The organism is Synechococcus sp. O70.2 (assembly GCF_047462135.1).
GTDB lineage: Bacteria > Cyanobacteriota > Cyanobacteriia > Thermostichales > Thermostichaceae > Thermostichus.
In genome coordinates, this window is sequence record NZ_JANSIS010000004.1 from 131,865 (window position 1) to 157,346 (window position 25,482).

General features: G+C 59.1%; 28 protein-coding genes and 1 pseudogene. 11 read left to right on the plus strand and 18 right to left on the minus strand.

Features of this window, described 5'->3' with window-relative positions; translation table 11 throughout:
• Window positions 1-2 precede the first annotated feature (2 nt).
• Window positions 3-1,889, minus strand: coding sequence for an AMP-dependent synthetase/ligase (locus NW812_RS06175; protein ID WP_414395017.1), 1,887 nt, complete (start codon window positions 1,887-1,889; stop codon window positions 3-5).
• 75 nt (window positions 1,890-1,964) lie between these two features.
• On the opposite strand from NW812_RS06175, the gene ald reads away from it, so the two are divergent.
• Window positions 1,965-3,056, plus strand: a complete 1,092-nt coding sequence (gene ald / locus NW812_RS06180; RefSeq protein WP_414395018.1) for an alanine dehydrogenase — start codon at window positions 1,965-1,967, stop codon at window positions 3,054-3,056.
• Between the two features lie 15 nt (window positions 3,057-3,071).
• Here ald and NW812_RS06185 read toward each other — a convergent pair whose 3' ends face one another.
• The 5 genes from NW812_RS06185 to NW812_RS06205 all read right to left on the minus strand — a co-directional run bounded on the left by NW812_RS06185 (window position 3,072) and on the right by NW812_RS06205 (window position 8,160).
• A complete protein-coding gene (locus NW812_RS06185) occupies window positions 3,072-3,704 on the minus strand; it encodes a ribonuclease D (protein ID WP_414395020.1) in 633 nt (210 codons plus the stop codon).
• A gap of 74 nt (window positions 3,705-3,778) precedes the next feature.
• Window positions 3,779-4,084 carry a 30S ribosomal protein S14 gene (rpsN, locus tag NW812_RS06190; RefSeq protein ID WP_414361099.1) on the minus strand — a complete coding sequence of 102 codons (306 nt, stop codon included), beginning with the start codon at window positions 4,082-4,084 and terminating at the stop codon, window positions 3,779-3,781.
• Between the two features lie 553 nt (window positions 4,085-4,637).
• Window positions 4,638-6,164: a DUF697 domain-containing protein gene (locus NW812_RS06195; protein ID WP_414395022.1), complete on the minus strand. Its 1,527-nt coding sequence runs from the start codon at window positions 6,162-6,164 to the stop codon at window positions 4,638-4,640.
• Between the two features lie 93 nt (window positions 6,165-6,257).
• Window positions 6,258-7,361: a tRNA 2-thiouridine(34) synthase MnmA gene (gene mnmA, locus NW812_RS06200; RefSeq protein ID WP_414395024.1), complete on the minus strand. Its 1,104-nt coding sequence runs from the start codon at window positions 7,359-7,361 to the stop codon at window positions 6,258-6,260.
• Window positions 7,362-7,449: 88 nt separating this feature from the next.
• Complete coding sequence (locus NW812_RS06205) at window positions 7,450-8,160, minus strand: HEAT repeat domain-containing protein (RefSeq protein WP_414395026.1); 711 nt, start codon at window positions 8,158-8,160, stop codon at window positions 7,450-7,452.
• A 169-nt stretch (window positions 8,161-8,329) separates the two neighbouring features.
• On the opposite strand from NW812_RS06205, the gene NW812_RS06210 reads away from it, so the two are divergent.
• On the plus strand, window positions 8,330-9,157 hold the full coding sequence (locus NW812_RS06210; RefSeq protein WP_414395028.1) for a hypothetical protein: 828 nt from the start codon (window positions 8,330-8,332) through the stop codon (window positions 9,155-9,157).
• A 23-nt stretch (window positions 9,158-9,180) separates the two neighbouring features.
• Here NW812_RS06210 and NW812_RS06215 read toward each other — a convergent pair whose 3' ends face one another.
• The gene (locus NW812_RS06215; protein ID WP_414395030.1) at window positions 9,181-9,768 is read right to left on the minus strand and encodes a hypothetical protein; all 588 of its coding nucleotides are present in this window, start codon (window positions 9,766-9,768) and stop codon (window positions 9,181-9,183) included.
• Window positions 9,769-9,984: 216 nt separating this feature from the next.
• Here NW812_RS06215 and NW812_RS06220 point away from each other — a divergent pair, with 216 nt between their 5' ends.
• On the plus strand, window positions 9,985-10,908 hold the full coding sequence (locus NW812_RS06220; RefSeq protein ID WP_414395031.1) for a hypothetical protein: 924 nt from the start codon (window positions 9,985-9,987) through the stop codon (window positions 10,906-10,908).
• A gap of 51 nt (window positions 10,909-10,959) precedes the next feature.
• Here NW812_RS06220 and NW812_RS06225 read toward each other — a convergent pair whose 3' ends face one another.
• Window positions 10,960-11,472 (minus strand): hypothetical protein, encoded by a 513-nt coding sequence (locus NW812_RS06225; protein WP_414395032.1) that lies wholly within the window; start codon window positions 11,470-11,472, stop codon window positions 10,960-10,962.
• A 69-nt stretch (window positions 11,473-11,541) separates the two neighbouring features.
• Window positions 11,542-12,597 (minus strand): selenide, water dikinase SelD, encoded by a 1,056-nt coding sequence (gene selD, locus NW812_RS06230; RefSeq protein ID WP_414395033.1) that lies wholly within the window; start codon window positions 12,595-12,597, stop codon window positions 11,542-11,544.
• A 114-nt stretch (window positions 12,598-12,711) separates the two neighbouring features.
• Here selD and NW812_RS06235 point away from each other — a divergent pair, with 114 nt between their 5' ends.
• On the plus strand, window positions 12,712-16,197 hold the full coding sequence (locus tag NW812_RS06235; RefSeq protein WP_414395034.1) for a DNA polymerase III subunit alpha: 3,486 nt from the start codon (window positions 12,712-12,714) through the stop codon (window positions 16,195-16,197).
• Here NW812_RS06235 and NW812_RS06240 read toward each other — a convergent pair.
• The 6 genes from NW812_RS06240 to NW812_RS06265 form a co-directional block, all read right to left on the minus strand.
• Entirely contained in the window at window positions 16,186-16,461 is a 276-nt protein-coding gene (locus NW812_RS06240) for a glutaredoxin family protein (RefSeq protein WP_414395036.1), read from the minus strand. The genes NW812_RS06235 and NW812_RS06240 overlap by 12 nt on opposite strands.
• A gap of 10 nt (window positions 16,462-16,471) precedes the next feature.
• The gene (locus NW812_RS06245; RefSeq protein ID WP_414395037.1) at window positions 16,472-17,284 is read right to left on the minus strand and encodes a carbon-nitrogen hydrolase family protein; all 813 of its coding nucleotides are present in this window, start codon (window positions 17,282-17,284) and stop codon (window positions 16,472-16,474) included.
• A gap of 36 nt (window positions 17,285-17,320) precedes the next feature.
• Window positions 17,321-17,542: a DUF2839 domain-containing protein gene (locus NW812_RS06250; RefSeq protein WP_414395038.1), complete on the minus strand. Its 222-nt coding sequence runs from the start codon at window positions 17,540-17,542 to the stop codon at window positions 17,321-17,323.
• Window positions 17,543-17,648: 106 nt separating this feature from the next.
• Window positions 17,649-18,431, minus strand: a complete 783-nt coding sequence (locus tag NW812_RS06255) for an ABC transporter permease (protein WP_414395039.1) — start codon at window positions 18,429-18,431, stop codon at window positions 17,649-17,651.
• Window positions 18,432-18,448: 17 nt separating this feature from the next.
• Entirely contained in the window at window positions 18,449-19,189 is a 741-nt protein-coding gene (locus NW812_RS06260) for a class I SAM-dependent methyltransferase (protein ID WP_414395040.1), read from the minus strand.
• Window positions 19,190-19,219: 30 nt separating this feature from the next.
• Window positions 19,220-19,714 carry an FHA domain-containing protein gene (locus NW812_RS06265; protein WP_414395042.1) on the minus strand — a complete coding sequence of 165 codons (495 nt, stop codon included), beginning with the start codon at window positions 19,712-19,714 and terminating at the stop codon, window positions 19,220-19,222.
• A gap of 251 nt (window positions 19,715-19,965) precedes the next feature.
• Here NW812_RS06265 and NW812_RS06270 point away from each other — a divergent pair, with 251 nt between their 5' ends.
• The 4 genes and pseudogenes from NW812_RS06270 to NW812_RS06285 all read left to right on the plus strand — a co-directional run.
• Entirely contained in the window at window positions 19,966-20,583 is a 618-nt protein-coding gene (locus NW812_RS06270) for a DUF3038 domain-containing protein (protein WP_414395043.1), read from the plus strand.
• 17 nt (window positions 20,584-20,600) lie between these two features.
• Complete coding sequence (locus NW812_RS06275; RefSeq protein WP_414395045.1) at window positions 20,601-21,242, plus strand: DUF4335 domain-containing protein; 642 nt, start codon at window positions 20,601-20,603, stop codon at window positions 21,240-21,242.
• Window positions 21,243-21,314: 72 nt separating this feature from the next.
• Window positions 21,315-21,476, plus strand: coding sequence for a hypothetical protein (locus NW812_RS06280; RefSeq protein WP_414395046.1), 162 nt, complete (start codon window positions 21,315-21,317; stop codon window positions 21,474-21,476).
• A 45-nt stretch (window positions 21,477-21,521) separates the two neighbouring features.
• A pseudogene (locus tag NW812_RS06285) lies at window positions 21,522-21,799 on the plus strand (HNH endonuclease); the annotation flags it as partial.
• Between the two features lie 82 nt (window positions 21,800-21,881).
• Here NW812_RS06285 and NW812_RS06290 read toward each other — a convergent pair.
• Complete coding sequence (locus NW812_RS06290) at window positions 21,882-22,787, minus strand: alpha/beta fold hydrolase (RefSeq protein WP_414395047.1); 906 nt, start codon at window positions 22,785-22,787, stop codon at window positions 21,882-21,884.
• Between the two features lie 96 nt (window positions 22,788-22,883).
• On the opposite strand from NW812_RS06290, the gene ruvA reads away from it, so the two are divergent.
• Window positions 22,884-23,498 carry a Holliday junction branch migration protein RuvA gene (gene ruvA, locus NW812_RS06295; RefSeq protein WP_414395049.1) on the plus strand — a complete coding sequence of 205 codons (615 nt, stop codon included), beginning with the start codon at window positions 22,884-22,886 and terminating at the stop codon, window positions 23,496-23,498.
• A complete protein-coding gene (nadD, locus tag NW812_RS06300) occupies window positions 23,495-24,118 on the plus strand; it encodes a nicotinate-nucleotide adenylyltransferase (RefSeq protein ID WP_414395050.1) in 624 nt (207 codons plus the stop codon). Before ruvA ends, nadD begins: the two co-directional genes overlap by 4 nt.
• Before the next feature lie 174 nt (window positions 24,119-24,292).
• On the opposite strand, the gene psaC is transcribed toward nadD, so the two are convergent.
• Complete coding sequence (gene psaC / locus NW812_RS06305; protein WP_414395051.1) at window positions 24,293-24,541, minus strand: photosystem I iron-sulfur center protein PsaC; 249 nt, start codon at window positions 24,539-24,541, stop codon at window positions 24,293-24,295.
• Between the two features lie 204 nt (window positions 24,542-24,745).
• Here psaC and NW812_RS06310 point away from each other — a divergent pair, with 204 nt between their 5' ends.
• Window positions 24,746-25,102 carry a hypothetical protein gene (locus NW812_RS06310; RefSeq protein WP_414395053.1) on the plus strand — a complete coding sequence of 119 codons (357 nt, stop codon included), beginning with the start codon at window positions 24,746-24,748 and terminating at the stop codon, window positions 25,100-25,102.
• A 19-nt stretch (window positions 25,103-25,121) separates the two neighbouring features.
• Here the strand turns inward: NW812_RS06310 and NW812_RS06315 are convergent, their stop codons facing one another.
• On the minus strand, window positions 25,122-25,481 hold the full coding sequence (locus NW812_RS06315; protein WP_414395055.1) for a DUF3493 domain-containing protein: 360 nt from the start codon (window positions 25,479-25,481) through the stop codon (window positions 25,122-25,124).
• Window position 25,482 lies beyond the last annotated feature (1 nt).

Here is a 25,482-nt window from a genome sequence, read left to right on the forward strand (position 1 = left end):
CCCTACTTCAAAGATCGGTACATTTCCTCAATAAGGTGAGCGTAGCGCTCCGCCACGGGGTTGCGCTTAATTTTCAGCGTCTGGGTCATGAGGCCGTTTTCCACACTCAGGGGCTCTGGCAAGAAGCGAAAGTCAGCAACTTGCTCGTCGGGCCGATAGCCAGGGCGCTCTTGGATGCGGCGGCGTACTTCTTGCAAGATGAAGCGGCGCACCTGCGGGTGAACGAGCAGCTCGGTCTCGGCAGTAGGGATCCCTTGTTCAGCAGCCCAGGCCTTGAGGGCGTCGAGGTTGGGGTAGATGAGGGCAGCCAATTTTTTTTGGTCTTGCCCGACGATCACAATCTGGCTGATGTAGGGAGATTGCAGGCAGGCATCTTCCAGTGGCTGTGGCTCAATGTTCTCGCCGTTGCGCAAGACAATGACATCCTTGGCCCTGCCGGTGATCACCAGTTGGCCGTCGGGAGTGAGCCAGCCTAGATCCCCGGTTTCAAACCAGCCATCAGAGCTGAGAACTTTAGCGGTGGCTTCTGGATTGTTGTAGTAGCCCATCATCACCTGCGGGCCACGGGCCAGGATCAACCCCTTTTGGCCAGGGGGCAAGGGCTGCCAGGTTTCCGGATCGACAATGCGAAACTCCGTCCCTGGCAGCGGTGGGCCAGCCGTACCGCGCACGTTGTTGTCAGGACGCCGCGCGCATAGCACTGGCGAGGTTTCCGTGAGGCCGTAGCCATTCAAGATGGAAATCCCAACAACTTCATAGAACAGATCCAGATAGGCAGGTAGGGATGCGCCGCCGCTAATAGCATGTTGAAAATTGGGGCCTAGTGCTTGTCGCACCTTGCGGTAGATGAGCCAATCGGCCAGCCGATGCAGGGGCCAGAGCAGCCAATGTTGCCAGCGAGCCCGTAGGCGCACCCAGGGGCTGACTCCGTAGTGCAAAATTGACTGGTTGCGAGCTATCCGTCCAGAGAGCACATGGCTTTCACTGACAGCCATCAGAGCGCGGATTAGCCACTGCAGGAGGGGGCTTTTCTCTTTGAATTGCCGCTGGATCCCTTCATAAACGGTTTCCCAAATGCGCGGCACTGCCACCAAATAGTGGGGCTGCTCCTGTTGAAAATCTTGTTTGATAAAGCGGGGGCTGGTATAGACCAGCGTGCAGGCGCGACTAAGGAGAAAATACTCGCAAGCCCGCTCATAAGAGTGCCAAGTGGGCAGAATGCTCAACACCTTGTTCCCCGGTTGGGGCTGTACGACCGCGCCCAAGTTCTCCACCTGGTGCATGAGGTTGCCGTGGCTGAGCATCACCCCCTTGGGCTGACCGGAGGTGCCGGAAGTGTAGATGATGGTGGCCAACTGGGATCGCTCCAACTTGGGGGGCTCGTAGCGGTGTTCTCGCCCCGTTTGCAGCCACTGAGAAAAATTCACTACTCCTGGCTCTTCTTCGTCCGAAAGCAGCAACAGCCGCTCCAGGCCCAGCTCCTCCACAACTGACCGAACCCGTGCCAGCGTCTTCACATCCTGGGCAATCAAAGCGGTGCTCCCAGAATGACGCAAAATGTAGCCCAGCTCCGCTGGATCCGCTACGGCGCTGCGCGGCACATTGACTGCTCCTGTAAACAGCGTGGCCAGATCCGCCATCAGCCAGCGGGGGGAATTGTCGGCAAAAATGGCTACCCGATCCCCAGGGCGAATGCCCAAAGCCTGTAAGCCAGCAGCCAGCGTCTGAATGCGGCGGAACAGTTCCCCATAGGAAATCTCAAAGACCGGCTGGGCATGGGGATCCCTGAGGGCAGGCTGGTCAGCAAACTTCTCGGCTAGGACTTGCCAGACGTTGAGTAGAGTCGTCTCCGGGGCAGCGGGTGTAGCAGCAGCGGAGACAACGGTCATAGATCCGGGCCGTAAATCACGCTTACACTTTAACAGAGCGCGCACAAACTCGAAGGCAGTCCTCCAGGGATCCCTATGCGCATTGGCGTGCCCAGGGAGATTAAAGAGCAGGAATTCCGCGTCGGCCTAACACCAGCGGCGGTGCGGGTCTTGACTGAGCAGGGGCACCAGGTGTGGGTGGAAACTCAAGCGGGCCAGGGAGCCGGCTTTACTGACGAGGACTATGAGAAGGCGGGGGCCAGGCTGGCTGCTACTCCTGAGGAGATCTACCAGCAGCAGTTGGTGGTGAAGGTGAAAGAGCCCCTGCCCGCAGAGTATCCGCTGCTCCATCCGGATCTGATCCTATTTACCTACTTGCACTTGGCGGCTAGCCGCGAGCTCACCCAAGCCCTCCTGCGTTCGGGGGCCACCTGCCTGGCTTACGAGACAGTGGAGCTGGCCGATGGCTCCCTGCCTCTTTTGATGCCCATGAGCATGATTGCCGGGCGGCTCTCGGTGCAATTTGGTGCCCACTACCTCACCCGCCAAGCGGGGGGGCGAGGCGTACTGCTGGGCGGGATCCCAGGTGTGCCACCGGGACGAGTGGTGATTTTGGGCGGAGGAACCGTGGGTACAGAGGCGGCCAAAGTGGCCGTTGGCCTGGGAGCGCAGGTGCAGATTTTGGACATTAACCTGCAGCGGCTCAACGAGCTGGAGCTCATCTTTGGATCGCGAGTGGAGTTGCTCTACAGCACCCCCCAAACCATCGAGGAGTGCGTTCGCGAGGCCGATCTCGTGGTGGGAGCGGTGTTAGTGCCGGGCAGGCGGGCGCCAATTTTGGTGAGGGAGGAGCTGGTGGCCCAGATGCGGCCCCGATCCCTGATTGTGGACGTCGCGGTGGATCAGGGAGGCTGCATTGCCACCACTAGGGCCACCACCCACGCCCAGCCGGTTTACGAAGCCTACGGCGTGTTGCACTACGGCGTTCCCAACATGCCAGGGGCTGTCCCCTGGACCTCAACCCAAGCCTTGGTCAATGCCACGCTCCCCTACATTCTCAAGCTGGCCAACCTTGGCCTGGCCGCTGCCCTGGAACAAGATCCAGCTTTGGCCAAAGGGCTTAACATTCGCTCCGGCAAGCTCATCCACCCCGCCGTGCGGGCTACTTTCCCCGACTTGGCTAACTAGCTCCAGAGGCTGCCACTACTGGTGCTCGAAGACGTTGCTATACCCCAGCAGGTCCAGCTCGACGAGGGTGGGAAGGTGCTGGAAGCAACGCTGCGCCAGTTCCCAGCGCTCCTCTCGCTGCAGCATCTGGGCCAACTTGTGGCGCACCGGGATCAAGTAGCGGACGTCGTTGGCTGCGTACTCCAACTGCTCCGCCGAGAGGGCATGGACAGCTCCCCAGTCGGAGCTCTGGGCTGCCTTGTTCAACTCGACCCCGCACAGCTCGCTCACCACATCTTTGAGGCTGTGCTTGCTGGTGTAGGTGCGAGCCAGTTTGCTAGCAATCTTGGTGCAGAAGACCGGCCAGACTTGGATCCCCAGGTGGTAGCGCAGCATGGCCAGGTCAAAACGGGCATAGTGGAAAATCTTCTCGATGCCGGGATCCGTCAGCAGCTTGGCTAGGAGAGGGGCCTGCCTGACGCCGCGGCTAAACCGCAGCAGCACCACCTCACCGGCAGCGTTGGCAAGTTGCACAACACAGAGTCGATCCCGCTGCGGGATCAAGCCCATCGTCTCTGTGTCCACCGCCAGGTAGGCTTCTCCGGCCAGGGCCTTGACCAGGTCGGAGGTAAGATCGTCGTCGCAAATCTGGAAGGGCTTCAGGGCCACGGGGAGCTCCCCTCAGGGCAGAGAAGGTGCTTGCTTTTCCAGAGCAGTTGCCAGCAGCCTCCAGCCCATCTGGGCTACCAGCTGGCTTTGACCACGCCGGGTAGCAGGCCGCGGTGAGCCATCTCCCTCAGGCTGTGGCGGCAGAGGCCAAAATCCCGGAAGTAACCGCGGGGACGGCCCGTTTTCCAGCAGCGGTTACGCAGGCGGGTGGGCGAGCTGGAGCGCGGCAGCTTTTGCAGTTGGGCATGCAGCTCCATGCGGGTGGCCTGGTCGAGATTGGGATCAGCCAGCGCTGCCTTCAATTGCTGGCGCTTTTCGCGATACTTTTCAACCAAGCGCTGGCGCTTTTTCTCCCGCTCGATCATGCTTTTTTTAGCCACGGCTCACCTGTTTCCCCCAATTTTTCAGCTCTACTAGGATAACGAGCAGGGGCAACTGGCAGCAAGGGGAGCCTGCCTATGGGTTAGGGGCACGCTAGTATTGCCGCCTGCGTGGTGCTTGCAAGCCACCGCTGCTGCTGGCCGCGAAGTGCTGGCGGATGCTACGCCATTACCTAGCAGGGATGGAGCTGGTACTGCAGGCGGGGTTCTCCTCTAGTCCTTGATTCACCGGACAATTGGCCACTTTGTGGCATAACCAACCTTCTGCCTTGACGGAGATGGGCTGAGCGAGTAGGCTAGCCGGTACATCTTCTTGAGTAGGCGTTTTGCCTGGGCTAAAAAAGTTGGCTCCGTCTTTAGCCGGTGTGCCTTATGGGGGCAAGGAGCACCTACCTGCAGCTCGCGGGGAAGTCACGCCTGTGGAGATCCCTCTGGCGGGGTAGTAGAGGTGAACTCTACTACTAGCTACGGGTCGTGGAAGCAGGAAGAAAGCCTCAACGCCGAGTGAAAGTCTGCTTTTGCCTGGGGTTGTGTAAGTCTTTCAGAGCGGTTCCTAGCGAAAGCGGAAAACCCGTTCCCAGGCCTGGCGGACAAACTCCCTGAGCCAGCCGGATTTTTGGGCGCTCTCCACCTGGGCCTTGACCACCGCCTGCATGCCTCCCTCTCCCCAACTCTGGTTGCGCTGGAAGTACTCGATAAAGCTTTTGCCGGCAATGCGGGTGAGATAGCCAGCGCTGGCTGCCTGGATGGGTGCTGTCAGCCAAAAGCCAACAACGCTGACCTCAGCCACTGTAGCTAGGATCCCGGTGGTCAGTTGGATTGCCCCTTCCACCAGACCCAAGCCAGCCAAGGTCTTAGCCAAGGACAAAGCCAGCTCCCGCCCCTGCTGCAGGTTCATCTTGCAGCCGTAGAGGGATCCCAGCTCCACCACCATCTGGGCGTTGATGGCGGCAATGGCCAGGAGATCCAGCGCTGGGATGGGGTTGGCAAAGACCACACCGGTTACAATCCACTGAAAGCGATCGACCACCTCCTCCGCCTGGCGGCGCAACTGCGCCTGGAGAATGCGCTTGGCCTCCTCACCCAACTGCTGGGATTGCAGGAGGGCATTGTCCAAGGCCAGGGATCTCCCCTCCGCATAGAGCACCGCCTGCACCCGATCCCGCACCGCCGCCACCTCGGGTTGCGGCTGCCAGGTTTGGGATCCCAGGCGCACGGGGGCCGGATTGGCAGCAGCTGGCAGGACATCTTCTGGTTGGATAAGGGGGTAAACCCGTTCCCGCAGCCGCTGGAGCAGAAGCTGCTGTTCCTCAGGAGTGTAGAGGTCAATTTTGTTGAGCACCAGGAGGGCCCGTTTGCCCAAGGCCAGAAGGCGGCGCAGGGGCTCCAGCTCCGACTGGCGTAGGTCCCCATCCACCACTACCAGTAACAGCTCGGCAGCCTGGGCTTGAGCCTGGGCCTCTTCTTCCCGCATGGCTCCTGCTGGCCCAATTTCCAAAATGCCTGGACAGTCCACGATCTTCACGGGGTGGAGGATGCCGGGCAGGTTCCAGTCGTAGACGGCCACGGCTTGCGTGGTGCCTAGGGTGGCCCCCACTGCTCCCACTGGCCGCCCCAGGAGAGCGTTCACCAGCGAGGTTTTGCCCGACGAGCCTGTGCCGAAAACCACCACCTTCAGTTGGGGCTGGGCCAACTGCTGGGCTAAGCGGGCTGACCGTTCTGCCAGTGCTGCTCGGGCCACCTGATCCTGAATCTGGGCTACTTGAGCCTCCAGTTGGGCCAGGTTGCGCCGGGCTGCCTCCCACTTTTCGGCGGGGGTTGTCGGGGAAGCTAGCCGAGGGAGGCGCTGGGTTGGAGACGAGGAAGCTCGGCCAAAGAGAAACAAGTAATAGACCGAGGCGGCCAAAAACACCACTAGCAGCAGCGTCAGCACTCCAACTAACAGACCCCCTAAAAGGGGGTGGTAGCGGGTGGCGTAGTAGAGCTCGAGAAAGGACTGAATCAGCCACACAATTAGGCCTGTAAACAGGGCCAGCAGCGCCAACAACAGCAGCAAGCGCAGGTAGAAAGCCAAGCGCATGGGCCTCAATAGCCACAACCGATTGACTCTAGCCGCGGCTGCCCCTGTCCCGCCAGCTTGAGGTCCTGCCGCTGCGTTCTGGCAAACTTCCAGCTAGGAAAGAGGGCGCTCGAGGATGCCACCTCCCAGCAGCAGATCCCCCTGGTACCAAACGGCGGCCTGGCCGGGGGTGACGCCAAACTGGGGCTCGGCAAATTGCAACTTCACGCGTTCCGGCGATTCCGGGATCAAGGTAGCTGGCACGGCAGGGGTACGGTAGCGCACCTGCACTTCTACCTCCAAGGGCTCTGATGGCGCTGGGATCGACACCCAGTTGACCTGCCGCACCCAGGCTTCTGCTTGGGTGGCTTCTTCCCGCTCTCCCACCACCACGCGGTTCATGGCTGCATCGATGCGCACCACATAGAGCGGACGAGGGGCAGCAATGCCTAAGCCCTTGCGCTGGCCAATGGTGTAGTGGTGAATGCCCTGGTGGTACCCCAGGACCTGCCCCTGAGTATCGACAATTTCCCCTGGCCTTTCCCCCAAGTGCTGATCCAGGAAGTTGCGCATCGAGCCGTAGGTTTCAATTAGGCAAAGATCCTGGCTCTCTGGCTTGTTGGCGGTGGCCAAGCCGTAGCGCCTAGCCATCTGGCGGGTCTGGGCCTTGGTGTACTCGCCCAACGGGAAGAGGCTGTGGGCCAGGTGCTCCTGGCTGAGGTCGTAGAGAAAATAAGACTGATCCTTTTGGCGATCCACAGCCCGCAGCAGTTGGTAGCGCCCTAGCTCGGCGTTGAAACGTACCCGCGCGTAGTGGCCAGTGGCAATCTGCGAGATGCCCAACTGCTCCTGGGCATAGGCCAGCAAGGGACCGAACTTGACCAGCTTGTTGCAGCGGGAGCAGGGCAGGGGTGTGATCCCGTCCGCATAGCCGGCTAGCAGGTAATCGACAATGTGGGTTTGGAACAACTCGCGGCTATCCACGATGTGGTGCGGGATCCCCAGTTGCTCACAAACAGCAGCAGCATCCACCAGGCCGTCGGTGCAGCACTGGCCTTTCCCCCGCATCAGCCACAAAGTAACCCCCTCCACGGCGTAGCCCTGTTCGTGGAGGAGAGCTGCCACTGTGGAGCTGTCTACCCCCCCAGAAAGAGCCGCCACGATGCGGGGCCGAGAGGGAAGTCCGGCTATCTCAGGATGGGGTTTGGTAGCCACCATAGAGCAGGGGATAAGAATAGAAAAGCTTGCCTCCTCCTCAAAGGAGCCCTCCAGCAAGCTGAACCCCGATCTTCAGCTTAGCTTGCTTCTAATCCGCTGGTGGGGATCCTGCTTCTAGGAAGCCCCTTTGGCGCAGCCGTCGCAGGGAATCCAGAGCGGTTGCGGCAACGCTATCGTTGGGATCCTTGGCCAGATAGTTGAGGGCGGAAATGCTCTTAGGCGAGGGCAGATTTCCCAAGGCCTGGGCCAGCCGCTGCCGCACCAGCCAATCTTCCGATTGGGCAAAGCGCAAGAGGTGATCCAGCGCCCGCAGATCCCCCAGTTCCCCCAAGGCAGCGATGGCCGCCTGCTGGAGCAACTCTTCCGGCCCCTCCAACGCCCGCAGCAGTACGTCGTAAGCTCGGGGATCCTTCAGGTTGCCCAACGCTACGGCAGCACTAAAGCGCACCAGCCACTCCACATCTTCGTAGAAGGCACGCACCAGCGCCTCGAAAGCCCGGGGGTCTTCTAGGTATCCCAGAGCGCCTGCTGCATTGGCGCGAATGCTGTAGTCCGGGTCCTGGGTGAGGATCTCCACCAACTTAGGCAGACAGGCGTCAGTTTGCTTGACCCCGAGCGCAAAGACGGCAAAAGAGCGCACTTGCAGGTTTTCATCGTCAACGACCTGCAGAATCAGCGGCACTGCCTGCTCTGCTGGCACGTCCCGCAACTGCGCCAAGGCCAGCATCCGATCCGCTGGTCGTGGGCTGCGCAGCCGCTCGGCAATCTCCTGTAATTGGCTAGGGTTGGCGGGATCCAAAGTGGGGAGAGCCAGAATGTTTACAAGTTTTAATTATGGCAAACTTTGCTGCCTTGGGGCAGGGATCGCCGTTTTGTCGGGAGAGGCTTGACAAAAAGGCAGCTCGAGGTTAGCCCCATTGGGAGGGTTTTGGATATTTTAGTCCAGAGACGCTCTCCCAGGGGTTTTTATGGTTCGCCCACTGCTTTTGCTTGGGATCCTGCTGGGGTTGGCAGGAGGCATGTCTCTGGCTCCCGCTTTGGCCAACGCCCAGGCAGTTCGGGACGCCGAGCTGGCCCTGCAGCCGCTTTTGCCGCCGGGATCCCGCATCCTTCGCTCCCGCCGGCTCAGCAACACGGAAGCGGAAGTCTGGGTAGAATTTCGCGGCAACAGCAACCCCGTGATCATGCGGCTCAACCCCTCAGGCCGTTGGGAACAGGACATGAATGCTACCCTGGCCCGTGGAGCTAGCCAGCTGCAGGCTCTTGCCCGGCAACAGACGGCGGCTTTGCCCGAAGGCTTTGGCCAGACTGCTCCCGACCAGCCTCGGCCCTTGCCAACCCAACCTGCCTCCATCCTGATCCCACCTGTAGATCGGGAGCAGGAAACCCAGCGGGCTCTGAGTAGGGCGGGACGGGCGGATCCCTTTGTGCCCCAGAACGTGCGCGCTCCCGAGCCCCCTCTACCACCCCTAGATCTGCCGCCCCTTCCAGAACTGCCTCCCCTGGAGGGCGAAGTGCCTGTAGGCGTGGCTACGCCGCTCTCCACACCCACGCCAGATCCGGCTGCTTTTGCCCGCAGCGTGCAGGTTTCTGGGGTTATCCAAATTGGCCGTGAGTCCTTTGCCCTCATTTCTGCCCCTGGCACCCTTCCCGCAGTTGTGCAGGCTGGGCAAAACTACCAAACTGCCCAGGTAGCCAAGGTATCGGTGCCAGAGCGGCAGGTTGTGCTCTCGGAAGGGGGGGAGACGGTGGTCAAAACGATGCAGAATACAACAGTGATTGTGGGGGCGCCGTAGCTTGTCGGCCCTGGTGGCAAAACTTAGAAGCGGGGCTCACTGCCCAGGCGCGAGGGCTGCTGCTTGAGGTAGCGCAAGAACTCCCGCAGCTCAGTTTCAGTCAACTGGTGGCGAGATTTTTTCTGGAAGCGACGTTCCAAAAACTCTTGGCCCTCCTTGCGGCCCCAGCCAATGCGCTGCATCTCCACGTCCGTTTGCGCAATGAGATCCGAAAGGTCGTCGCTTTGAGTCTCCGCTTCTTTAAGGGCCTGGGATCGGGCTGAGATCCCTGCGGCTTCAGGGGTTGGAGGGGTAGAGGAAGACTGGGACTGTTCATTGCCCAAGTTAGGAGTTGGCCAACTGGGAGAGGACAGATAAGAAGCCCTGGCAGGGGCAGCGTCTAGGCCTAAACTTAAAGAGGAGGTAGGGCGACCAAATCCTGCATGCTGGAGAGCCCGCTTCAAGGCAGCATCTTCAGCTTCTTCGATGGTGTTTGAGCCGGCCATGCCACTGCCCAAAACGGTGTTGTTCACCACTACCTGGGCTTTGACGATGTAGATCCCTTCTTCCACGCGCAACAGATCGGTGAGCAAGCTGCCCATGGGGTACCGCTCTCGAAAGTCTTGAATCATCTTGGCGCCGGAATCTGTTGCTTCTAGAGCCCCAACTCCAGGCTAGCTTGAAGGTGCGCCCTACATCCAGATCTTCTTACCCACATTTAAGCCAGTCGATATTGGCTAGAAATGCTTGCCAATAGGAGAAGTCTTTCCTAGCAGTTAACGTCTGGCTCGGCAAAGGTATGCTTAGGCTAGGAATCTACCAGCAGCACCCAGGGAGGCACAGCAAGTATGGCTAGCGATACAACGGCGGCCAAGTCAGTCAGCTTGGGGCAGGCAGCTATTCGAGAGCGCAACTATGGCACTGCTTTGCAGTTGTTGCGGCGGGCTTATCGGGCCGATCCCAGCCCTGAAAATGCCCTTTGGTTGGCCACTGCCTACGAGGAGGCAGGCTACCTTCAGTTAGCTGCTCTCTATCGAGAATTGGCCCAAGAGCGCAGAGAGACTCCCAAAGCAAAGTCTCCCCGCACCCTTGAGGAGCTGAAGCAGCCATCTCCCCAATCGCCGGCTCGCAAGACCCTTCCCTCGCCGCAGCCGATCCCGCCGTCAAGTCCGTCCACCTCTTCTGGGGATCAGCCAATTGAGCTCTCCAAGCCCACACCCCTGGATCCCAAAAGCCTCAGCCGTCAGGTACCCTTGCGAGGGCAAGCCACAGAGGCTGCCTCTTCCGGAGAACAACCGGCCCAAAACGCCAACTACCTGCCAGTTCAACACGCTCCGGATCTGCAAAACCCCCAGCAGGGATCTCCCTTCGTGCGGCGGCTCAACCAACTGCATCGGCAATTTAAGGATCGGCCTACGGCAGAGCTGGCTCTGCAACTGGCGGAAGCCTACGACGAGCAAAAGAACTTCAAAGAGGCCCAGCGCTACTACCGGGAAGTTTTGGATTTGGATGACTCTTGGCTGCTGCGACCGATGGTGCTAGAGCGCCTGGAAGAACTGCAGCGCTTGCAGGGGCAGGAAGGCCAAGCGAGATCCCTGGCAGAGCCTTCAGCCCAGAACTTGCTCAGGCTGGCCGAGAAACTGGAACAGGAGGGGGAAATTGCTCGGGCTGAGCAGGTTTACCGGCAAATCCTGAAAATGAATGCCACCCTGGACATCCATGCCAAAGCGCGCAAAGGACTAAATCGGCTCTATCCCAACGGCAAGCCGTGATGCCAACCAGCCCAGGCAGACTCAATCGCCCAAGGAATAGCTGGGGCAAGGTTATCGAGGAAAGGAGGTGCGGAGACTCGCAGCTTTGGCTGTGGGGTAGCTTACTTCCCTGCGGGCTGCGGCAATGGTCTGGGGCAGCACCCCTACCAGCCGCGCCAAAACCTCATCGGGGAGTTGGCTGACCACCTCAGCAGAGAAAAACTCTTCTAGGCTAAAGAGCAAGGTTCGTGCCCGCTGGGCCGACAGGGGGTTGTCGGTAATCTGCTGCAGCCAGCGCATCCAGTGCAGCCGCTTGGCATAAGCATTCTGCCGCTCTTGGTAGCTCCGGGGATGCAACAGAGCCACATCCCCAATCGGAACCACACTGCTCGACTCCACGTCCAAAGGACCCCCGACTGCAGCGCCCGGCCCGGCAAACTCGGCATGAAACGTTTTGCAGATGATCAAGGCGTTGTGTCGCTGGGGATCCACCATCAGCAGTTGACCACTGCCGAGGCTGCAGACTAGCTGCTCTGGATCAACCCACGGAACCAGGCTGTGGCGGTTGGGAGAGGACTCGTTCATACCCCTCCAAGATATCTCGTTCCCCTTACATGAGATCTTCAACTTTTGCAGCCCTGCTTGACCAAATCTTCATCTTGGGATCTCGCCGACAAGCCGGATGGCGATCCCTTCACCGGCCTGGCAGCGGCCAATGCGACGGGCATAGGGGTAGCCGGCCTCCTGCAGTTCTTGCAATAGCTCCGCCGTGTGGCTCGGATCTACAGCCACCAACAAGCCGCCGCTGGTTTGCGGATCCGACAAGAGCAATGGCTGCCACTCGGGCAGAGAGTTGGCCTCTATTCCCTCATAGCTTTGCCAGTTGCGACGGGCCGCGCCTGGGAAGATCCCAGCCTCAGCCAAGGAGAGGGCTTCTGGCAAAAAGGGAATGGCAGCCAGATCCAACTCAGCGCTCACCCCCGAGCCACGGCAGACCTCTAGCAAGTGTCCCAAAAGACCAAAGCCCGTTACATCGGTTAGGGCGTGAACCTGGGCTCGCCGGGCCAGTTGCGGGCCAATGCGGTTGAGCTGGGTCATCACTTGTAAAACTTCTGCATAGCCCGCTGCGCTGAGCTGACCCTTCTTCAGGGCGGTGGTCATTACCCCGATCCCCAGCGGCTTGGTCAGAATGAGATCGTCGCCAGGCTGGGCGGTGGCGTTGCGGCGGATGTGCTGCGGGTGGGCCAGCCCTGCCACCACCAGGCCGAAGATGGGCTCAGGGGAATCGATGGAGTGCCCCCCAGCCAGAGGGATCCCCGCTTCCTGACAGACTTGGATCCCCCCGGCCATGATCTCCCGAATGACCGACAGGGGCAGGGTGTTGACCGGCATGCCCAGGATGGCCAGGGCAAGGATGGGCGTGCCCCCCATCGCGTAAACATCGGAAAGGGCATTGGCGGCAGCGATGCGGCCAAAATCCACCGGATTGTCCACAATGGGCATGAAAAAGTCGGTGGTTAGAATGAGGGCCTGCTCGTCGTTGAGTTGGTAAACGGCGGCGTCGTCGCTGGTTTCAGCTCCCACCAACAGGGCTGGATCCGACCAGAGGAGGGGCAGCTCCTTGAGAATCTGCTGCAGCAGCGCAGGGGCAATCTTGCAGCCGCAGCCGCCACCATGGGAGTACTGGGTGAGGCGAATAGGAGGCTCCATATCAGGCGAAGGGCGAAAAGGTGGGCTTGACTTCACTGTAGCGGCAGCTGCCGGCAACCGGAAAAGGAGAGCGCTGAGTTAAGGTTGAAGGGATCCCTTATCCCTACCGTTGCCATGGCCTTTGTTCCCTTGCACTTGCACAGCGAGTACAGCCTTCTAGACGGGGCTAGCCGACTGCCGCTTTTGATTGAGCAAGCAGTGGCTATGGGTTTCCCAGGGCTGGCCCTGACGGATCACGGCGTTATGTACGGGGCCATCGAACTGGTGAAACTGTGTAAAAGCAAAGGGATTAAGCCAATCATCGGCAACGAAATGTATGTTATCAACGGCAACATTCGGGACAAAAGCCGCAAGTACCCCAAGTATCACCAAGTGGTCTTGGCCAAAAACACCCAGGGCTACAAAAACTTGGTGAAGCTGACCACCATTTCCCATCTCCACGGCGTTCAAGGCAAGGGGATCTTCGCTCGACCCTGCATCAATAAAGAGTATTTAGTGCAATACAAGGAGGGGTTGATTGTTACCAGCGGCTGCCTTGCTGGAGAGGTTCCCCAGGCCATTTTGCAGGGGCGGCCAGAAATTGCTCGTCAGGTTGCTGCCTGGTACCAGGAACAGTTTGGAGATGACTACTACATCGAGATCCAGGATCACGGCTACCGGGAAGACCGCTTTGTCAATGTGCAATTGGTTCGCATTGCTCGGGAGTTGGGGATCCCAATCATCCTCACCAACGATACCCACTTTATTTCTTGCTGGGATGTGGAGGCCCACGATGCCCTGCTCTGTATCCAGACAGGCAAATCCCTCACCGAGAAAAATCGCCTTCGCTACACGGGCACAGAGTACCTAAAAAGCCTAGAGGAAATGCGTCGCCTCTGCCGCGATCACCTCGAGCAGGAGGTCATTGACGAGGCGATTGCCAATACCCTCAAAGTGCTGGAAAAGATTGAGGACTATGACCTGTTTGGGGAAATACGCATGCCTGACTACCCAGTTCCCCCAGGTCATTCTGCCGATAGCTACCTTGCTGAATTGGCCTGGCAAGGCTTGGCAAAGCGCTGTGGCGTCGCCCATCCGGATCAGATCCCCCAAAACTATCGGGAGCGCCTGCGCTTTGAGCTGGATATCATCCAGCAAAAGGGGTTTTCCAGCTATTTCTTGGTGGTCTGGGACTACGTTCGCTATGCCCGTGAGCACGGGATCCCAGTGGGCCCAGGCCGTGGTTCGGCAGCCGGATCCCTGGTGGCCTACGCCCTACAGATTACCAATATCGATCCTGTCAAATACGGGTTGCTCTTCGAGCGTTTTCTCAACCCAGAACGGCAATCAATGCCAGACATCGATACTGACTTTTGTATCGAGCGTCGGGGAGAGCTGATCGAATACGTAACCCGCAAGTATGGACAGGAGCGAGTGGCTCAGATCATTACCTTTAACCGCATGACTTCCAAAGCTATCCTCAAGGACGTTGCTCGGGTGCTGGATATCCCCTATGCCGAAGCTGACAAAATGGCAAAGTTGATCCCGGTGTCCCGGGGCAAGCCGGCAAAACTAGAGGAGATGATCGGCGAGAACACTCCTGCTCCGGAGTTCAAGGAAAAATATGAGAAAGACCCAACCACCCGCCGCTGGATTGACCTAGCTCGGTTGCTAGAAGGCACCAACAAAACCTTTGGAGTCCATGCCGCTGGCGTAGTCATTTCCAAGGATCCTTTGGACGAGATCGTGCCTTTGCAGTACAACAATGAAGGCCAAATTATTACCCAGTACTCGATGGAGGACATCGAGTCTTTGGGCTTGTTGAAGATGGACTTTCTGGGGCTGCGCAACCTAACCCTGATCCAGCGGACTGTAGAGCTAATTCGAGAACATAGAGGCGTTGTGATTGATTTGGACAACCTACCACTGGACGATCCAAAGACTTACCAACTTTTGGAAAAAGGGGAGGTGGAAGGGATCTTCCAACTGGAATCTTCCGGGATGAAGCAGGTGGTGCGAGAGCTCAAGCCCTCAAATCTGGAAGATATTTCCTCGGTCTTGGCTCTCTACCGACCGGGGCCATTGGATACGGGCATGATCCCAGACTTTATCGATCGCAAACATGGCCGCAAGCCGATAACCTATGCCCACGACCTTCTCAAGCCAATCCTTCAAGATACCTATGGGGCTATCCTCTACCAAGAACAGATCATGCGCATTGCCCAGGACATGGCCGGCTATACCCTGGGCCAGGCTGACCTGCTGCGGCGGGCGATGGGGAAAAAGAAGGTCTCGGAAATGGAGAAACACCGCGAGCAGTTTGTTCGAGGAGCAGTCGAGCGAGGTGTGGCTAAAGAAGTAGCCACGGAGCTCTTCGACCAGATGGTTGCTTTTGCCGAGTATTGCTTTAACAAATCCCATTCTACAGCCTACGGATTGATTACTTTCCAGACCGCCTATCTAAAAGCCAACTACCCAACAGAATACATGGCAGCGCTGCTTTCTTCTGTAAGCGGGGATCAGGATAGAGTCCAGCGCTACATCACCTACTGCCTGTCAATCGGAATCCAAATTGAGCCGCCTGACATCAACCGCTCCGGCCTAGACTTTACGCCTCAGGGATCCAGCATTTTGTTTGGTTTGGGGGCAGTGAAGAATGTAGGTGAGGGAGCGGTGCAAAACATTCTGGCCACTCGCCAGGCTGGCGGCCCCTTTACCTCTTTGGCCGACTTTTGCCAGCGGGTCGATCTGCGCATCGTCAACCGCCGGGCCATAGAGTCGCTCATCTGTGCAGGCGCTTTCGACGGTATTTCCGGCAACCGCAAACAGCTCATAGCGGATCTGGATCCCGTCCTCAGTTGGGCGGCGGAGCGGGCCAAGTCCAAAGCCATTGGCCAAGCCAGCCTGTTTGATTTGCTGGGCAGCAGCAGTCAGGGCTTTACGGAAGCGCCCCAAGGGCCTGCAACTGAAGACTTTCCGCCGCAGGAAAAGCTGAGGCTAGAGCGGGAACTGTTGGGCTTTTATGTTTCGGATCACCCTCTGCGGCGGCTCCAAGAGCAAGTACGGCTGCTGGCTCTTGTCAACCTCGCTGACTTAAGGACCTGCTCGTCCGAGGCCTCAGTCGGCATTCTCGCTCTGGTGACCGCCATCAAAACCGTCAGCACCAAAAAAGGGGAGCGCATGGCCATTTTGCAACTAGAAGATCTGACAAGCACTTGCGAAGCGGTGCTCTTCCCCAAGACTTACAAGCGTTTGCGCAGTTGCCTGCAGGTGGATCAACGGCTCTTGGTTTGGGCTAAGGTCGACCAGCGGGATGAGCAGGTGCAATTGATTGTGGAGGATCTGCAGCCCATTGAAGCAGTAAGCTGGGTTACGGTGGAAGTTCCCCTGGACTCTGCTGGAACCGTAGAGGAGCGGCGCCGTCTGCAAGCGGTACTTGCCGGTCAACGCTCGGAAGCTCAGGAAGAAAATCGCATTCCCGTGGTGGCTGCCCTCGTCGCCCCCCCCCACACCCTCTGGGTGCGGCTGGGATCCCAATTTTGGGTGAAAGATGCCGAGGCCACCGTTGCAGCTCTGCGCCAGGCCGGCTACACTGCCCGCAAGGAAGCGCTAGCCTCCTGAGAGACCACCCAACTGTTGTCCCAGCCAGCTGCGCAACTGCGCTACCGTTAGCCGCGGAGAAGGGCGCGGTAGGGGCTGTTCCGGATCCCCAGCCACCTTCAGCACGGGAACCTCGAGGGAGTACTGCTCCCACCAAAGGGGGTTGGAAGTAATGTCACGGATTTCCAGCTCCCTGACTTCAGGGATCTGCTGCAACTTCTCCGCTAAGCCCTCGCAGAGGTGGCAGCCAGGCTTGCTGTAGAGGATTAGCGGCGGCCAAGGCATAGGGGATCCCTCAGGCAAGCCGACGGTGTTGCAGCGAGGGCATCTGCCGTCGGACAAGCTGCAGCCGCTCCGGGTCGATCTCAGCAATGGCCGCCCCTGGTTTTTCGCCGCCGGCATCCGCCAAGATCGTCCCCCAAGGATCTATGATCATGGCATGCCCGTGGCACTGCCGCCGCGCGTAGTGGGTGCCCACCTGGGCAGGGGCGATGACATAACAAGTGTTTTCAATGGCCCGACACTGCAGTAAAACCTGCCAGTGATCCCGGCCCGTGTAGGCGGTAAAGGCGGCAGGGATCAGCAACACCTCCGCCCCCCGATCCACCAGGGAGCGATACAGCTCGGGAAAGCGCACGTCGTAACAGACCGAAAGGCCAAGGGTGCCTAGCCGTTCTTCCTGGTAGACAACCACCTCGTTGCCGCTCACCACCGTGTTGGACTCGCGGTAGGTGTTGCCGTCGGGCAAGTTGACGTCGAAAAGGTGGATCTTGCGGTAGCGAGCCAGCTCTCTGCCCTCTGGGCTGTAGAGGGCGGCCGTGTTGTACACCTTGCCCTCTCCATCTGGCACCGGGTATCCGCCGCCCAGCACAAATACCTGGTAGCGCTGGGCCATCTTGGCCAAGAATTCCTCCGCCCGCTGCGCGATCTCTGGAGCAAGACGAACTTTCTCTTCCTCTGGCCCCATGAAGGCGAAGTTTTCCGGCAGGGTTACGAGCTCACAGCCCCGGCGCGCCGCAAAGTCAATCCACTCCTCTGCCTGCTGGAAGTTGCCGGCCAGATCAGGCGTGCTGGTCATCTGAAGGGCGGCTGCCAAGTAGGATTGCATAGGGAAACTCCGGGAAAACTCAAAGGATCCAGCTGGCTAGCCCGCCAGATGCCACCAGCCGAAAGCAGGCCCCACAAATCGCACTATCACCCAGACAATGGCTAGGAGAATAATGCCGGCCCAAGTGCCTCGAGTTGTCCAGTTGTAGATCGTGCGGGCTTGGGCTTTGGTGAGAGGAATGCTTTTGAAGCTGGGAAACAGCAACTCTTGGTCGGGATCTGGGCTGCTGCGGGTTTTGCGGCGTTTGGCTTCGCCCATGACCTGGCCTCCAAGGGTTTTGGCGCAGTCGCGACTTTCATCTTAACCTAATTCCCTTTGGGCCTCTCCTAGGCGGTGGGGTCGGCTGCAGTTAAGGAGGCAAAACTTAACTAGAAGCGCTGGTGTAAAAGCGCAAGGCAAAGCGCCAGAATAGGTGGGATCCCCACAGCAACCCTGCTGCCAACAGGGCGGATCCCACAAGCCAGGGCCATTGGGCTCGCCCCAACAGAGCTTCCGCCGGCACTGTGGTCAGGAAAGCCACCGGCACGACGAAGGTAAAAAACAGCCGATAGGCCACCGGATAGGCCACCAGCGGGAATCGCCCAGCCTCTACCAAGCCCCGCAGCACCTCGGTGACGTTGTAGATCTTAACAAACCAGATGCTGGTGGCCGCCAGCATAAACCAGAGGCTGTAGAGAATGACCAGCCCCAGCAAAAAGGGCACTAGCCCCAGGACATAGGCCCAGGCTGGCAGCTCCAACTGGATCCCGGCGTAGAGAATCAGCAACAGGCCAAAGCCGATATCCACCAGGCCCCAGGGAGAGAACACCCGCGTTGACAGCCAAAACTGGCTGCTGATGGGCTTGAGCAAAACAAAATCCAGGGTGCCCTCCTGCACCTGCTGCACGATGCGATTGAGGTTGACGTTAAAGAGGCTGGTCGACACCCCCTGGAGGATGGTGAACACCCCCAGGACGATGAGCGCCTCCGGCCAACTCCAGCCCCCCAAGCGGTGCCCCTGCTGGTAGAACAGCGACAGCCCAAACAAGGCTGACGCCAGGCCGCCTAAGCTGCTGAGGCTGGCAAAGAAAAAATTGGCCCGGTACTCCATTTCTGCTGCTACAGAAGTGCTCCAAAACAGCCACAACACCTGCAAGTAGCGCAGCACTTGGGTTCTCTCCAGTCTCAGCCTTTATTCCACTTGCGGTAGCAGCGGGCAGTGATGAGATAGGGATGAAACACTTCCAAAAAGTGACTTTGCAGCACCTGGAAGAATTGCTCAACTTTCTGGGGGTCGTCCAGGTGGAAAGGAAACTCGTCGTTAAACCCCTTGAAAAAATACCAGTTGATCAACAACTTACCTTCCGGCTTGAGCCAAGCGTAAAACTGACGCAACTGAGCTGCTGGATCTGGCAGGTGTTCCACCACATCAAAGCAGATAATGGTATCAAAGATCCCTTCTGGCAAGGTTTCTGGACAGTGGATCCGCTCGCTTAGACCCAATTTTTCCGCCCGCAGTTGTACAAACTGCCGATGGATGGGGTTGATATCCCAAAAAATCACCTGCTCCACTGCTGGGCAGAGGGCTGCCCCAATGGTGTGGGTGCCAATGCCTCCGCCAAAATCCAGCACCAGCCCGCGGGCCTGATCCGCCACCAGGCGCAGGGTGTCACCGATGTAGTCGGTGCTGCTTAGGTGCCAAGCGGCCAAGTCCAGCAGATAGGCAGATCCCACCCGATCCCGGTAAAAGGCCTCTACCTGATCCCAGCCGAAGTCGCGCCGGCCCAGCTCTGCCAACTGTTGTTGCCCAGCTCGCAGCTTTTCCTGCAGCTCGGCGGCTTCAAGGCCGAGGAAGGATCCCAGGTGAGCTTCCAGGTTAAAGCCATTTTGCCAGTAGCTGCTCAGCGCAGGGGGAATGGAAGCCACGGGAACCCAAAGCTCACTAGGCTGCTGGTCTCAGGATACCGCAAGGCAGGGGATGGCAGTGAAGCTTTCGTTCTCTCTGAGCGCTTCTTTCTCGGTGTCCTGCTGGGATCCCGGCTCAGGAACATTGGGCGGCGTCTTCAAAAGGATAGCCAAGGTATCGGGACTGAAGTGGTCGGTGCTCCTAACAATGGCTGTTACCCTCGGCCCAAACCCGATCTTGTCAAAAAGCTGCAGCCGATGAGAGGAAACCCGTTTCCCATTGACGAACAAACCATTGGTGCTTTGACGAGAGCCAGGGCTGCCGTCAAAGATCACGTAGCTGTATCCAGCCTGGCTTTCTTCAGGAACGCGGATAATGACAGCGTGCTGGCGGGAAACAAAGGGGTCATAGAGACGGATGTGGCTGTTGGCGGCTCGCCCTACCGAGTAGTAAATCTTGTCCAACACAACGCCGCGCTGGCCCAGCTGATCCTTGAAGATCAGGATTAGGCGGGCAGGGCTGTGTTGGCAAGCATCCATGCTCATCTGGAACAAGGCCTAGCATTGCCCTGGCCTTCAAAAAGGCAGGGCGTTACACAGAAGCTGCAGCTCGGTTCAAGTGGGGCTTCTCCTCTCCCTGGGTTTGCTACAGTATACATCGCCAATCTGAAGGGAGGTGGAGTAGAGCTCTATACCTGGCGGCCGAGCTCTTGCCCAAGGCAAAGAGGTGGGTTGCGAGTTTACCCTGGAGAGGAGATCATAGAGTCCTATCCAAGCTAAAAGTTCCCATTAACAGCGTGACAGTGGAACCTAGGCAGATTCAGTTAGATCCTCAAGCCCTTGGCCCCACCACAGCTACTGCAGCCATCAAAGCCCACTTGGATTTGCTGTTGTTGGGCCTGGAGTCCTTGAGCGGGGAGAGTTCCGAGGCCGTTCTGGCAGCAGCCAAGGCCCTGAACCTAGAAGAGTACATTGGCGATCGGGTGGCCCTCTGGCGCCTGCGCAACGCCAATCCCCTCCGCCGCACTAGCGGTGAACCCAAGAAAGTCGAGATCGAAGAGGCCCGCGCCCTGGCCAGAGTAATTGCCTATCTGGCAGCCCAGCAACAGGCCCGTATCCGTAGCACGCTGGAGCAACTGGAAGCTGCCCTCAAGCAGGAGCTCAGCCCTTTCCGTCAGCCGCTGGTGGGCGATTATCTAGGCGAGTTTATCTCCCACTACCGCAGCCGTATGGTGGATGGGGATGTCCGCGATGAGGATAGCCTTGCCGAACTGGCTCTGCGCATCCTGATTGAGCTGCTGTTCTACAGTAGCCCCAGAGGAGCAGAGCGGCTGTGGAAAGCCTTGCTCAATCGCCCTGAGATGGATCTCCCTGCCAGCAGCAAGGTAGGATCGGATGCCCTGCCCTCTTCCTAGCCCTCAGCCTTGGAACTATGCCCAGCCTCACCCTTAGCCAAACCTATCACCAACCCACCTCGACCCTCACCGTGCGCGGGGAAGCGCCCCTCCCTTCCCGGCCAGTTGATGGCTCTGCTAGGTTGCCATTACAGGCGATTGAGAGCAACTTTGAGTGTCAGCTGGAAATCCGCCAGGGAGAGACTACCAAAACTCTGCAGGGAGACAGCGTTTGGCTTAAGAATTTGATCACGGTGATCGACCGCTACGTTGAATCCCAGCTCAGCGGTACGCCCAAGGGAACTTTCAGTGGTACGGCGGCCATCCGTCCGCTGGATTTTATTTCCCACCGCCTTACGGTGCGGCAGGGGGAGGATCGCATTGCCCAGGTGGATCTGTCGATGACGCAGTTGTATGACCTCCTGGAAAACCTCTCGCAGGCGGCTGAAGATCTGCCCCAACTGGACAAACTGGCAACGCCGCCGACGCCGGCTTGGTATCGACAGCCCACCGCAATTGCTGCCTTGCTGGCGGGCGGGATTGCCCTGGTGGCTGGGGTTGGCCTCTGGGTCAGCCGCAGGGATCCCCCCCCTCCTCCCTCCCCACCCCAGGAGCAGCTCACTGCGCCGGAAGCCGCTGGAGATCTGCAGCAGCGTCTGGAAAGCACCCCGGCCCAGTAGTGGCAGTCTCCCCCAGGTTTGCAGGAGAGCTTAGTCTACTACTGGGTAACGGTGGGTGAGACCGGATTCCCCTTGGCTGCCGAACCAAAGAATGCGCCCGCTCGGGAGCGCCGCGCCATAACCCCCTTTGCCGACGTGCCTGAGGTAGCGCCGGATCCCTTGCCAAGGGGGGCTAGGCAGTTTCGCGTCAGCCTGGGGCCGGCTGACCAAGTGGAAGTGGCCGCAGTCCAGTAAAGCTGGGTTCAATCAGGAGCTGGCGCCTTCTGGAGCGGGGTGGGGATCCCCAGCACGGGCAAGGTTTTGGTAGCCAATGCCTCCTACGAGCCGCTCAACATCACCAGTTGCGCCGGGCTATCGCGCTGCTCAAGGGCAAGGCTGAGCAAATCGGGCACAACGGTAAAGTAGTCCACGGCAACGTTCTTCTGCCTACGGTCATCCGTCTTCGCCACTACTGGATTCCCCTGACGCAGCGCAATGTCCTCCATCGCGATGGGCACCGCTGCCAATACTGCGGCTGCTATGGTGAAGACCTCACCCTAGATCCCGTGATCCCGCGGCGGCAGCGATACCTGGGAAGTGGCTGAAGTATACCATTGGCCTGGAAGAAGCTTCGCCGCCACAGCCGTTAGATAACCTCGGCTAGATCCTCATGGATGGCGGCACTAGCGGGGAGGGGGAAGGGATCCTCTCCTCGATCCAGCGATGGATAATGGCATTAACCTCGGCGGGACACTCGTCGTGGGGGCAGTGGCCAGCCTCTAAGAAGTATTCCACTGCCGTGGGGTAGTGAGTGCGATAGAGCTGCGAGCGCTCGCGAACCCGCATCCAGGGATCCCGCTCGCCCCAGATGAGCAGCAGGGGTCGCGCTAGGCTGCGCAGCAGCTCGTCCACGTAGCGTCCTTTTTGTCCGCCTCGCATCAGAGCCACAAACACATCGGCCGCCCCCGGCTCCCGCGTAGGCCGGTGAATGTCTTCCACCAGCTGGTCTGTCACTGCCGCCTGATTGTAGTAGACCTGCTTGAGCTTGGCCCGGATCACCTGGGGCTGGCGCAAGTACTGAAACAACAGGTAAGACACCAAGGGCTGACGCAGACTCCAACCCACCAGCTTGCCCAGCCACTGCCGGGATCCCTTGGCAGTGGAAAAGCCGCCGGCTCCATTGAGCAGCACCACACCCCGCACCCATTCGGGATGCTCCGCTGCCAGGCTGAGCACCACATAGCCTCCCAGGGAGTTGCCAATGGCCACCACTGGCTGTCGGATCACCTGTTGACAGAAGTCCCGCAGTTGGTCTTTCCAGAGCTCAGCGTCGTAGTTCCACTTGGGCTTGGCGGAACGGCCAAAGCCAAGCAAATCAATGGCATAGACCTGGTAGTGTTGCGCCAATTCGGGAATGTTCTTGCGCCAGTGGTCAGTGGAGGCTCCAAAGCCGTGCACCAACAGCAGAGGCTGTCCCTGCTCGCCCTGTTCGACATAATGGACAGACTGCCCTCGCCAAATCCAGCGGGCCGAGATAGGAGTGGCCAGTGCCGATGTTGAAGCCATAAGGGTTGCTCGCAAGCTTCTCTTCATCCTAGTAGATTTGCCTGGCCAACTCCGAAGGCTACGGGTCAGAGTATTAAACACGGGTTGGATACGCAAATGATCGCATTTTTAACAGGTCATCTTGTTGCTGTGGAACTGGGAGAGCGCAGCAGCCTCACTCTAGAGGTGCAAGGGATCGGCTATCGCATCCAGGCGCCGGCACGTTTTCTCAAGCAACTGCCCCCCATAGGGGAGCCCGTGCGGGTGTTCACCCATTTGCTCGTGCGGGAGACCGAGCTGGTGTTGTACGGGTTTGGCTCGGCAGCGGAGCGGGATCTGTTTGCGGAACTAATTAAAGTACCAGGGGTGGGGCCAGCCCTAGGCTTGGCATTGCTCAACACCTTTGCCCTACCGGAGCTGGTCCAGGCAGTGGTAACTGAGAATGCCCGCCTCCTCTCCCTGGCTCCAGGGGTAGGACAAAAGACCGCCCAGCGGCTGGCGCTGGAGCTAAAAAGCAAATTGGCCCACTGGCGAAAAGGCCTGGAGAATGCCAATCAGCCTTGGTCGGGGGGGCCGCCCTCCCCTATCCGCGAAGAGGTGGAAATGGCCTTGCTGGCCCTTGGCTATAGCCCCCAGGAAATCCAAGCAGCCCTCCAAGCCCTGCCACCCCAGCCCCGGCAAACAGAGGATTGGCTGCGCGATGCCATCAGCTACCTCAGCCAACAGCCATGAATTCCTCTGCTCCCAAGCAGCGCCGCGTTGGCATTCTCGGCGGCACCTTTAACCCCGTCCACCACGGCCATCTGATCATGGCCGAGCAAGCCCTCTGGCAGTTCAACCTGGATCAGGTGCTGTGGATGCCGGCAGGGGATCCGCCCCACAAGCCCTTAGCTGGGGGCGCCAGCAAAGAGGATCGCCTGGCCATGGTAAAGCTGGCCATTGCTGACCACGAGCGCTTTGCCTGCTCAGACTTGGAGATCCGCCGTCCCGGCCCTTCTTACACTATCGAGACCCTGCGCTGCCTCATCCAGGAGCAGCCCAACACCCAGTGGTACTGGATTATCGGCGTGGATGCCCTGCGGGATCTGCCCCAGTGGTACCAGGCAGAGGAGCTGGCCCGCCTCTGTCAGTGGATTGTTGCCCCTCGCCTTGATGCTGGCGACGCTGCCCAGGTGCTGCGGGCGGTGGCTGAGAAGCTACCCATCCAGGCGGAAATCCTGGAAGCCCCTACCCTAACCCTTTCTTCCACCTACCTGCGCCAGCAGATCCAAAAAGGGGGATCCATCCGCTACCTGGTACCCCCCGCCGTGGAGCACTACATTCGCCAACACCGACTCTATCTCGATCCTTGAAGAAAGGAAGAGGAGGGATCCCTCCTCTCCGAATAAACCAATTGGCTACAGCAACGGCTCGCCCAACTTTTTTTCCTGTCGAGGAGAGGCTGAGGTTCAAAGGTGCTGTTTTCCTATGGTGGGAGGGGCTTGAGCGAGCAGGCAATCTCCAGTGAAAACTGCAACCCAACCTGCTTAGTAAGCCAGGCCCATGCTGCGGGTGGTTTCGGGGCCCAGATAGACGCGGATGCTCAGGAAATCGGTGGGGCAAGCGGTTTCACAGCGTTTGCAGCCAACACAGTCTTCGGTGCGGGGGGCTGCGGCGATCATGCCGGCTTTGTTGTTCCCCTTCCAGGGCACCATTTCCAACACATCGGTGGGGCAAGCCCGCACGCACTGAGCACAGCCGATGCAGGTGTCGTAGATCTTGACCGTGTGAGCCATTGGTGTTCTCCAGTCGAGCAGTTCAAAAGATTTACCGAAGAGCGCGGCAGCCAAACCGCTGCGCAGGTGCCCCCAGTGTACTGTAGCCCTGTCCAGCCACCCCAATCTCCGATGCAAATGTTTACATCCTCCGTCTTCCCAGCGGACTGCTGGTGGGGTTGGGCTAGGATGACCTGAGGAAGGATAGGGCAAGAGATCCTCCCGATGAGGCACTCGCCGCGGGATTGGAAACAGCAAGCCCAAGGCCAGCTGCGCCGTCTTTGGCCCATTTTGGCCGAGATCTACACAGAAAACGTCCCTCGCTTGCGCCGCTGGGATCAGCAGCTCACCAACTGGGTGTACCGCCGCGGCTGGAGGGTGGATCCCTCTCTGCCCAAGGTGGCCATCTACGTGCTGGCGGCGGTGGCGATCCTGGCGATCCCACCTCTCACCTTTGTGGCTTTGGGGGCTTTTCTCACCTTTCTAGGTGTCCAAATTGTTCAAAAGTGGGCAGAGGTGGATCCCGACCGCCAAGTTCAGCGCCGCTACTTGCCCAGGGCTCATGAGGATGAAGATGACTAAGGAACTGGCAGACGGGCAACTAGCCCTCTCCAGGTGATGGGGGCTGCTGGATGCCTAAGCGTTGCTTTACCTGTCTGATCACCTTCTGGTGAGAGCGGTTTTCTAGCCTCTCTAGGCCGATGGCGCCAGCCAGGATCCCTAACTGCAGGGCCAAGCTGGGCAAGGTGGTCTCTAGATCCCGCCCTGCCAAGGCCTGAAAGAAAAACACCAACGCACCAACTGTGGCCGAGAATCCCACCGCCAGGTAGATAAAGCGGCGCAAGCTGCGGTAGGGAGCGGCCACTTCGGCAAGCAACCTTGCCCGCTCCAGGGTGGGATCCCGACTGGGTGACAGAGGCGGCCTGGCTTTGGGTGAAGGCTTGGGATGCAGTCCTGTCATT

Coding starts and splice junctions, on each gene's coding strand:
- ald (WP_414395018.1), top strand. CDS start 1,965: ATGCGCATTGGCGTGCCCAGGGAGATTAAAGAGCAGGAATTCCGCGTC.
- NW812_RS06235 (WP_414395034.1), top strand. CDS start 12,712: ATGGCCTTTGTTCCCTTGCACTTGCACAGCGAGTACAGCCTTCTAGAC.
- NW812_RS06215 (WP_414395030.1), bottom strand. CDS start 9,768: ATGATTCAAGACTTTCGAGAGCGGTACCCCATGGGCAGCTTGCTCACC.
- nadD (WP_414395050.1), top strand. CDS start 23,495: ATGAATTCCTCTGCTCCCAAGCAGCGCCGCGTTGGCATTCTCGGCGGC.
- NW812_RS06275 (WP_414395045.1), top strand. CDS start 20,601: ATGCCCAGCCTCACCCTTAGCCAAACCTATCACCAACCCACCTCGACC.
- selD (WP_414395033.1), bottom strand. CDS start 12,597: ATGGAGCCTCCTATTCGCCTCACCCAGTACTCCCATGGTGGCGGCTGC.
- NW812_RS06225 (WP_414395032.1), bottom strand. CDS start 11,472: ATGAACGAGTCCTCTCCCAACCGCCACAGCCTGGTTCCGTGGGTTGAT.
- NW812_RS06250 (WP_414395038.1), bottom strand. CDS start 17,542: ATGGGCGAAGCCAAACGCCGCAAAACCCGCAGCAGCCCAGATCCCGAC.
- NW812_RS06245 (WP_414395037.1), bottom strand. CDS start 17,284: ATGCAATCCTACTTGGCAGCCGCCCTTCAGATGACCAGCACGCCTGAT.
- mnmA (WP_414395024.1), bottom strand. CDS start 7,361: ATGGTGGCTACCAAACCCCATCCTGAGATAGCCGGACTTCCCTCTCGG.
- NW812_RS06220 (WP_414395031.1), top strand. CDS start 9,985: ATGGCTAGCGATACAACGGCGGCCAAGTCAGTCAGCTTGGGGCAGGCA.
- NW812_RS06195 (WP_414395022.1), bottom strand. CDS start 6,164: ATGCGCTTGGCTTTCTACCTGCGCTTGCTGCTGTTGTTGGCGCTGCTG.
- psaC (WP_414395051.1), bottom strand. CDS start 24,541: ATGGCTCACACGGTCAAGATCTACGACACCTGCATCGGCTGTGCTCAG.
- NW812_RS06310 (WP_414395053.1), top strand. CDS start 24,746: ATGAGGCACTCGCCGCGGGATTGGAAACAGCAAGCCCAAGGCCAGCTG.
- NW812_RS06290 (WP_414395047.1), bottom strand. CDS start 22,787: ATGGCTTCAACATCGGCACTGGCCACTCCTATCTCGGCCCGCTGGATT.
- NW812_RS06175 (WP_414395017.1), bottom strand. CDS start 1,889: ATGACCGTTGTCTCCGCTGCTGCTACACCCGCTGCCCCGGAGACGACT.
- NW812_RS06265 (WP_414395042.1), bottom strand. CDS start 19,714: ATGAGCATGGATGCTTGCCAACACAGCCCTGCCCGCCTAATCCTGATC.
- ruvA (WP_414395049.1), top strand. CDS start 22,884: ATGATCGCATTTTTAACAGGTCATCTTGTTGCTGTGGAACTGGGAGAG.
- NW812_RS06210 (WP_414395028.1), top strand. CDS start 8,330: ATGGTTCGCCCACTGCTTTTGCTTGGGATCCTGCTGGGGTTGGCAGGA.
- NW812_RS06315 (WP_414395055.1), bottom strand. CDS start 25,481: ATGACAGGACTGCATCCCAAGCCTTCACCCAAAGCCAGGCCGCCTCTG.
- NW812_RS06240 (WP_414395036.1), bottom strand. CDS start 16,461: ATGCCTTGGCCGCCGCTAATCCTCTACAGCAAGCCTGGCTGCCACCTC.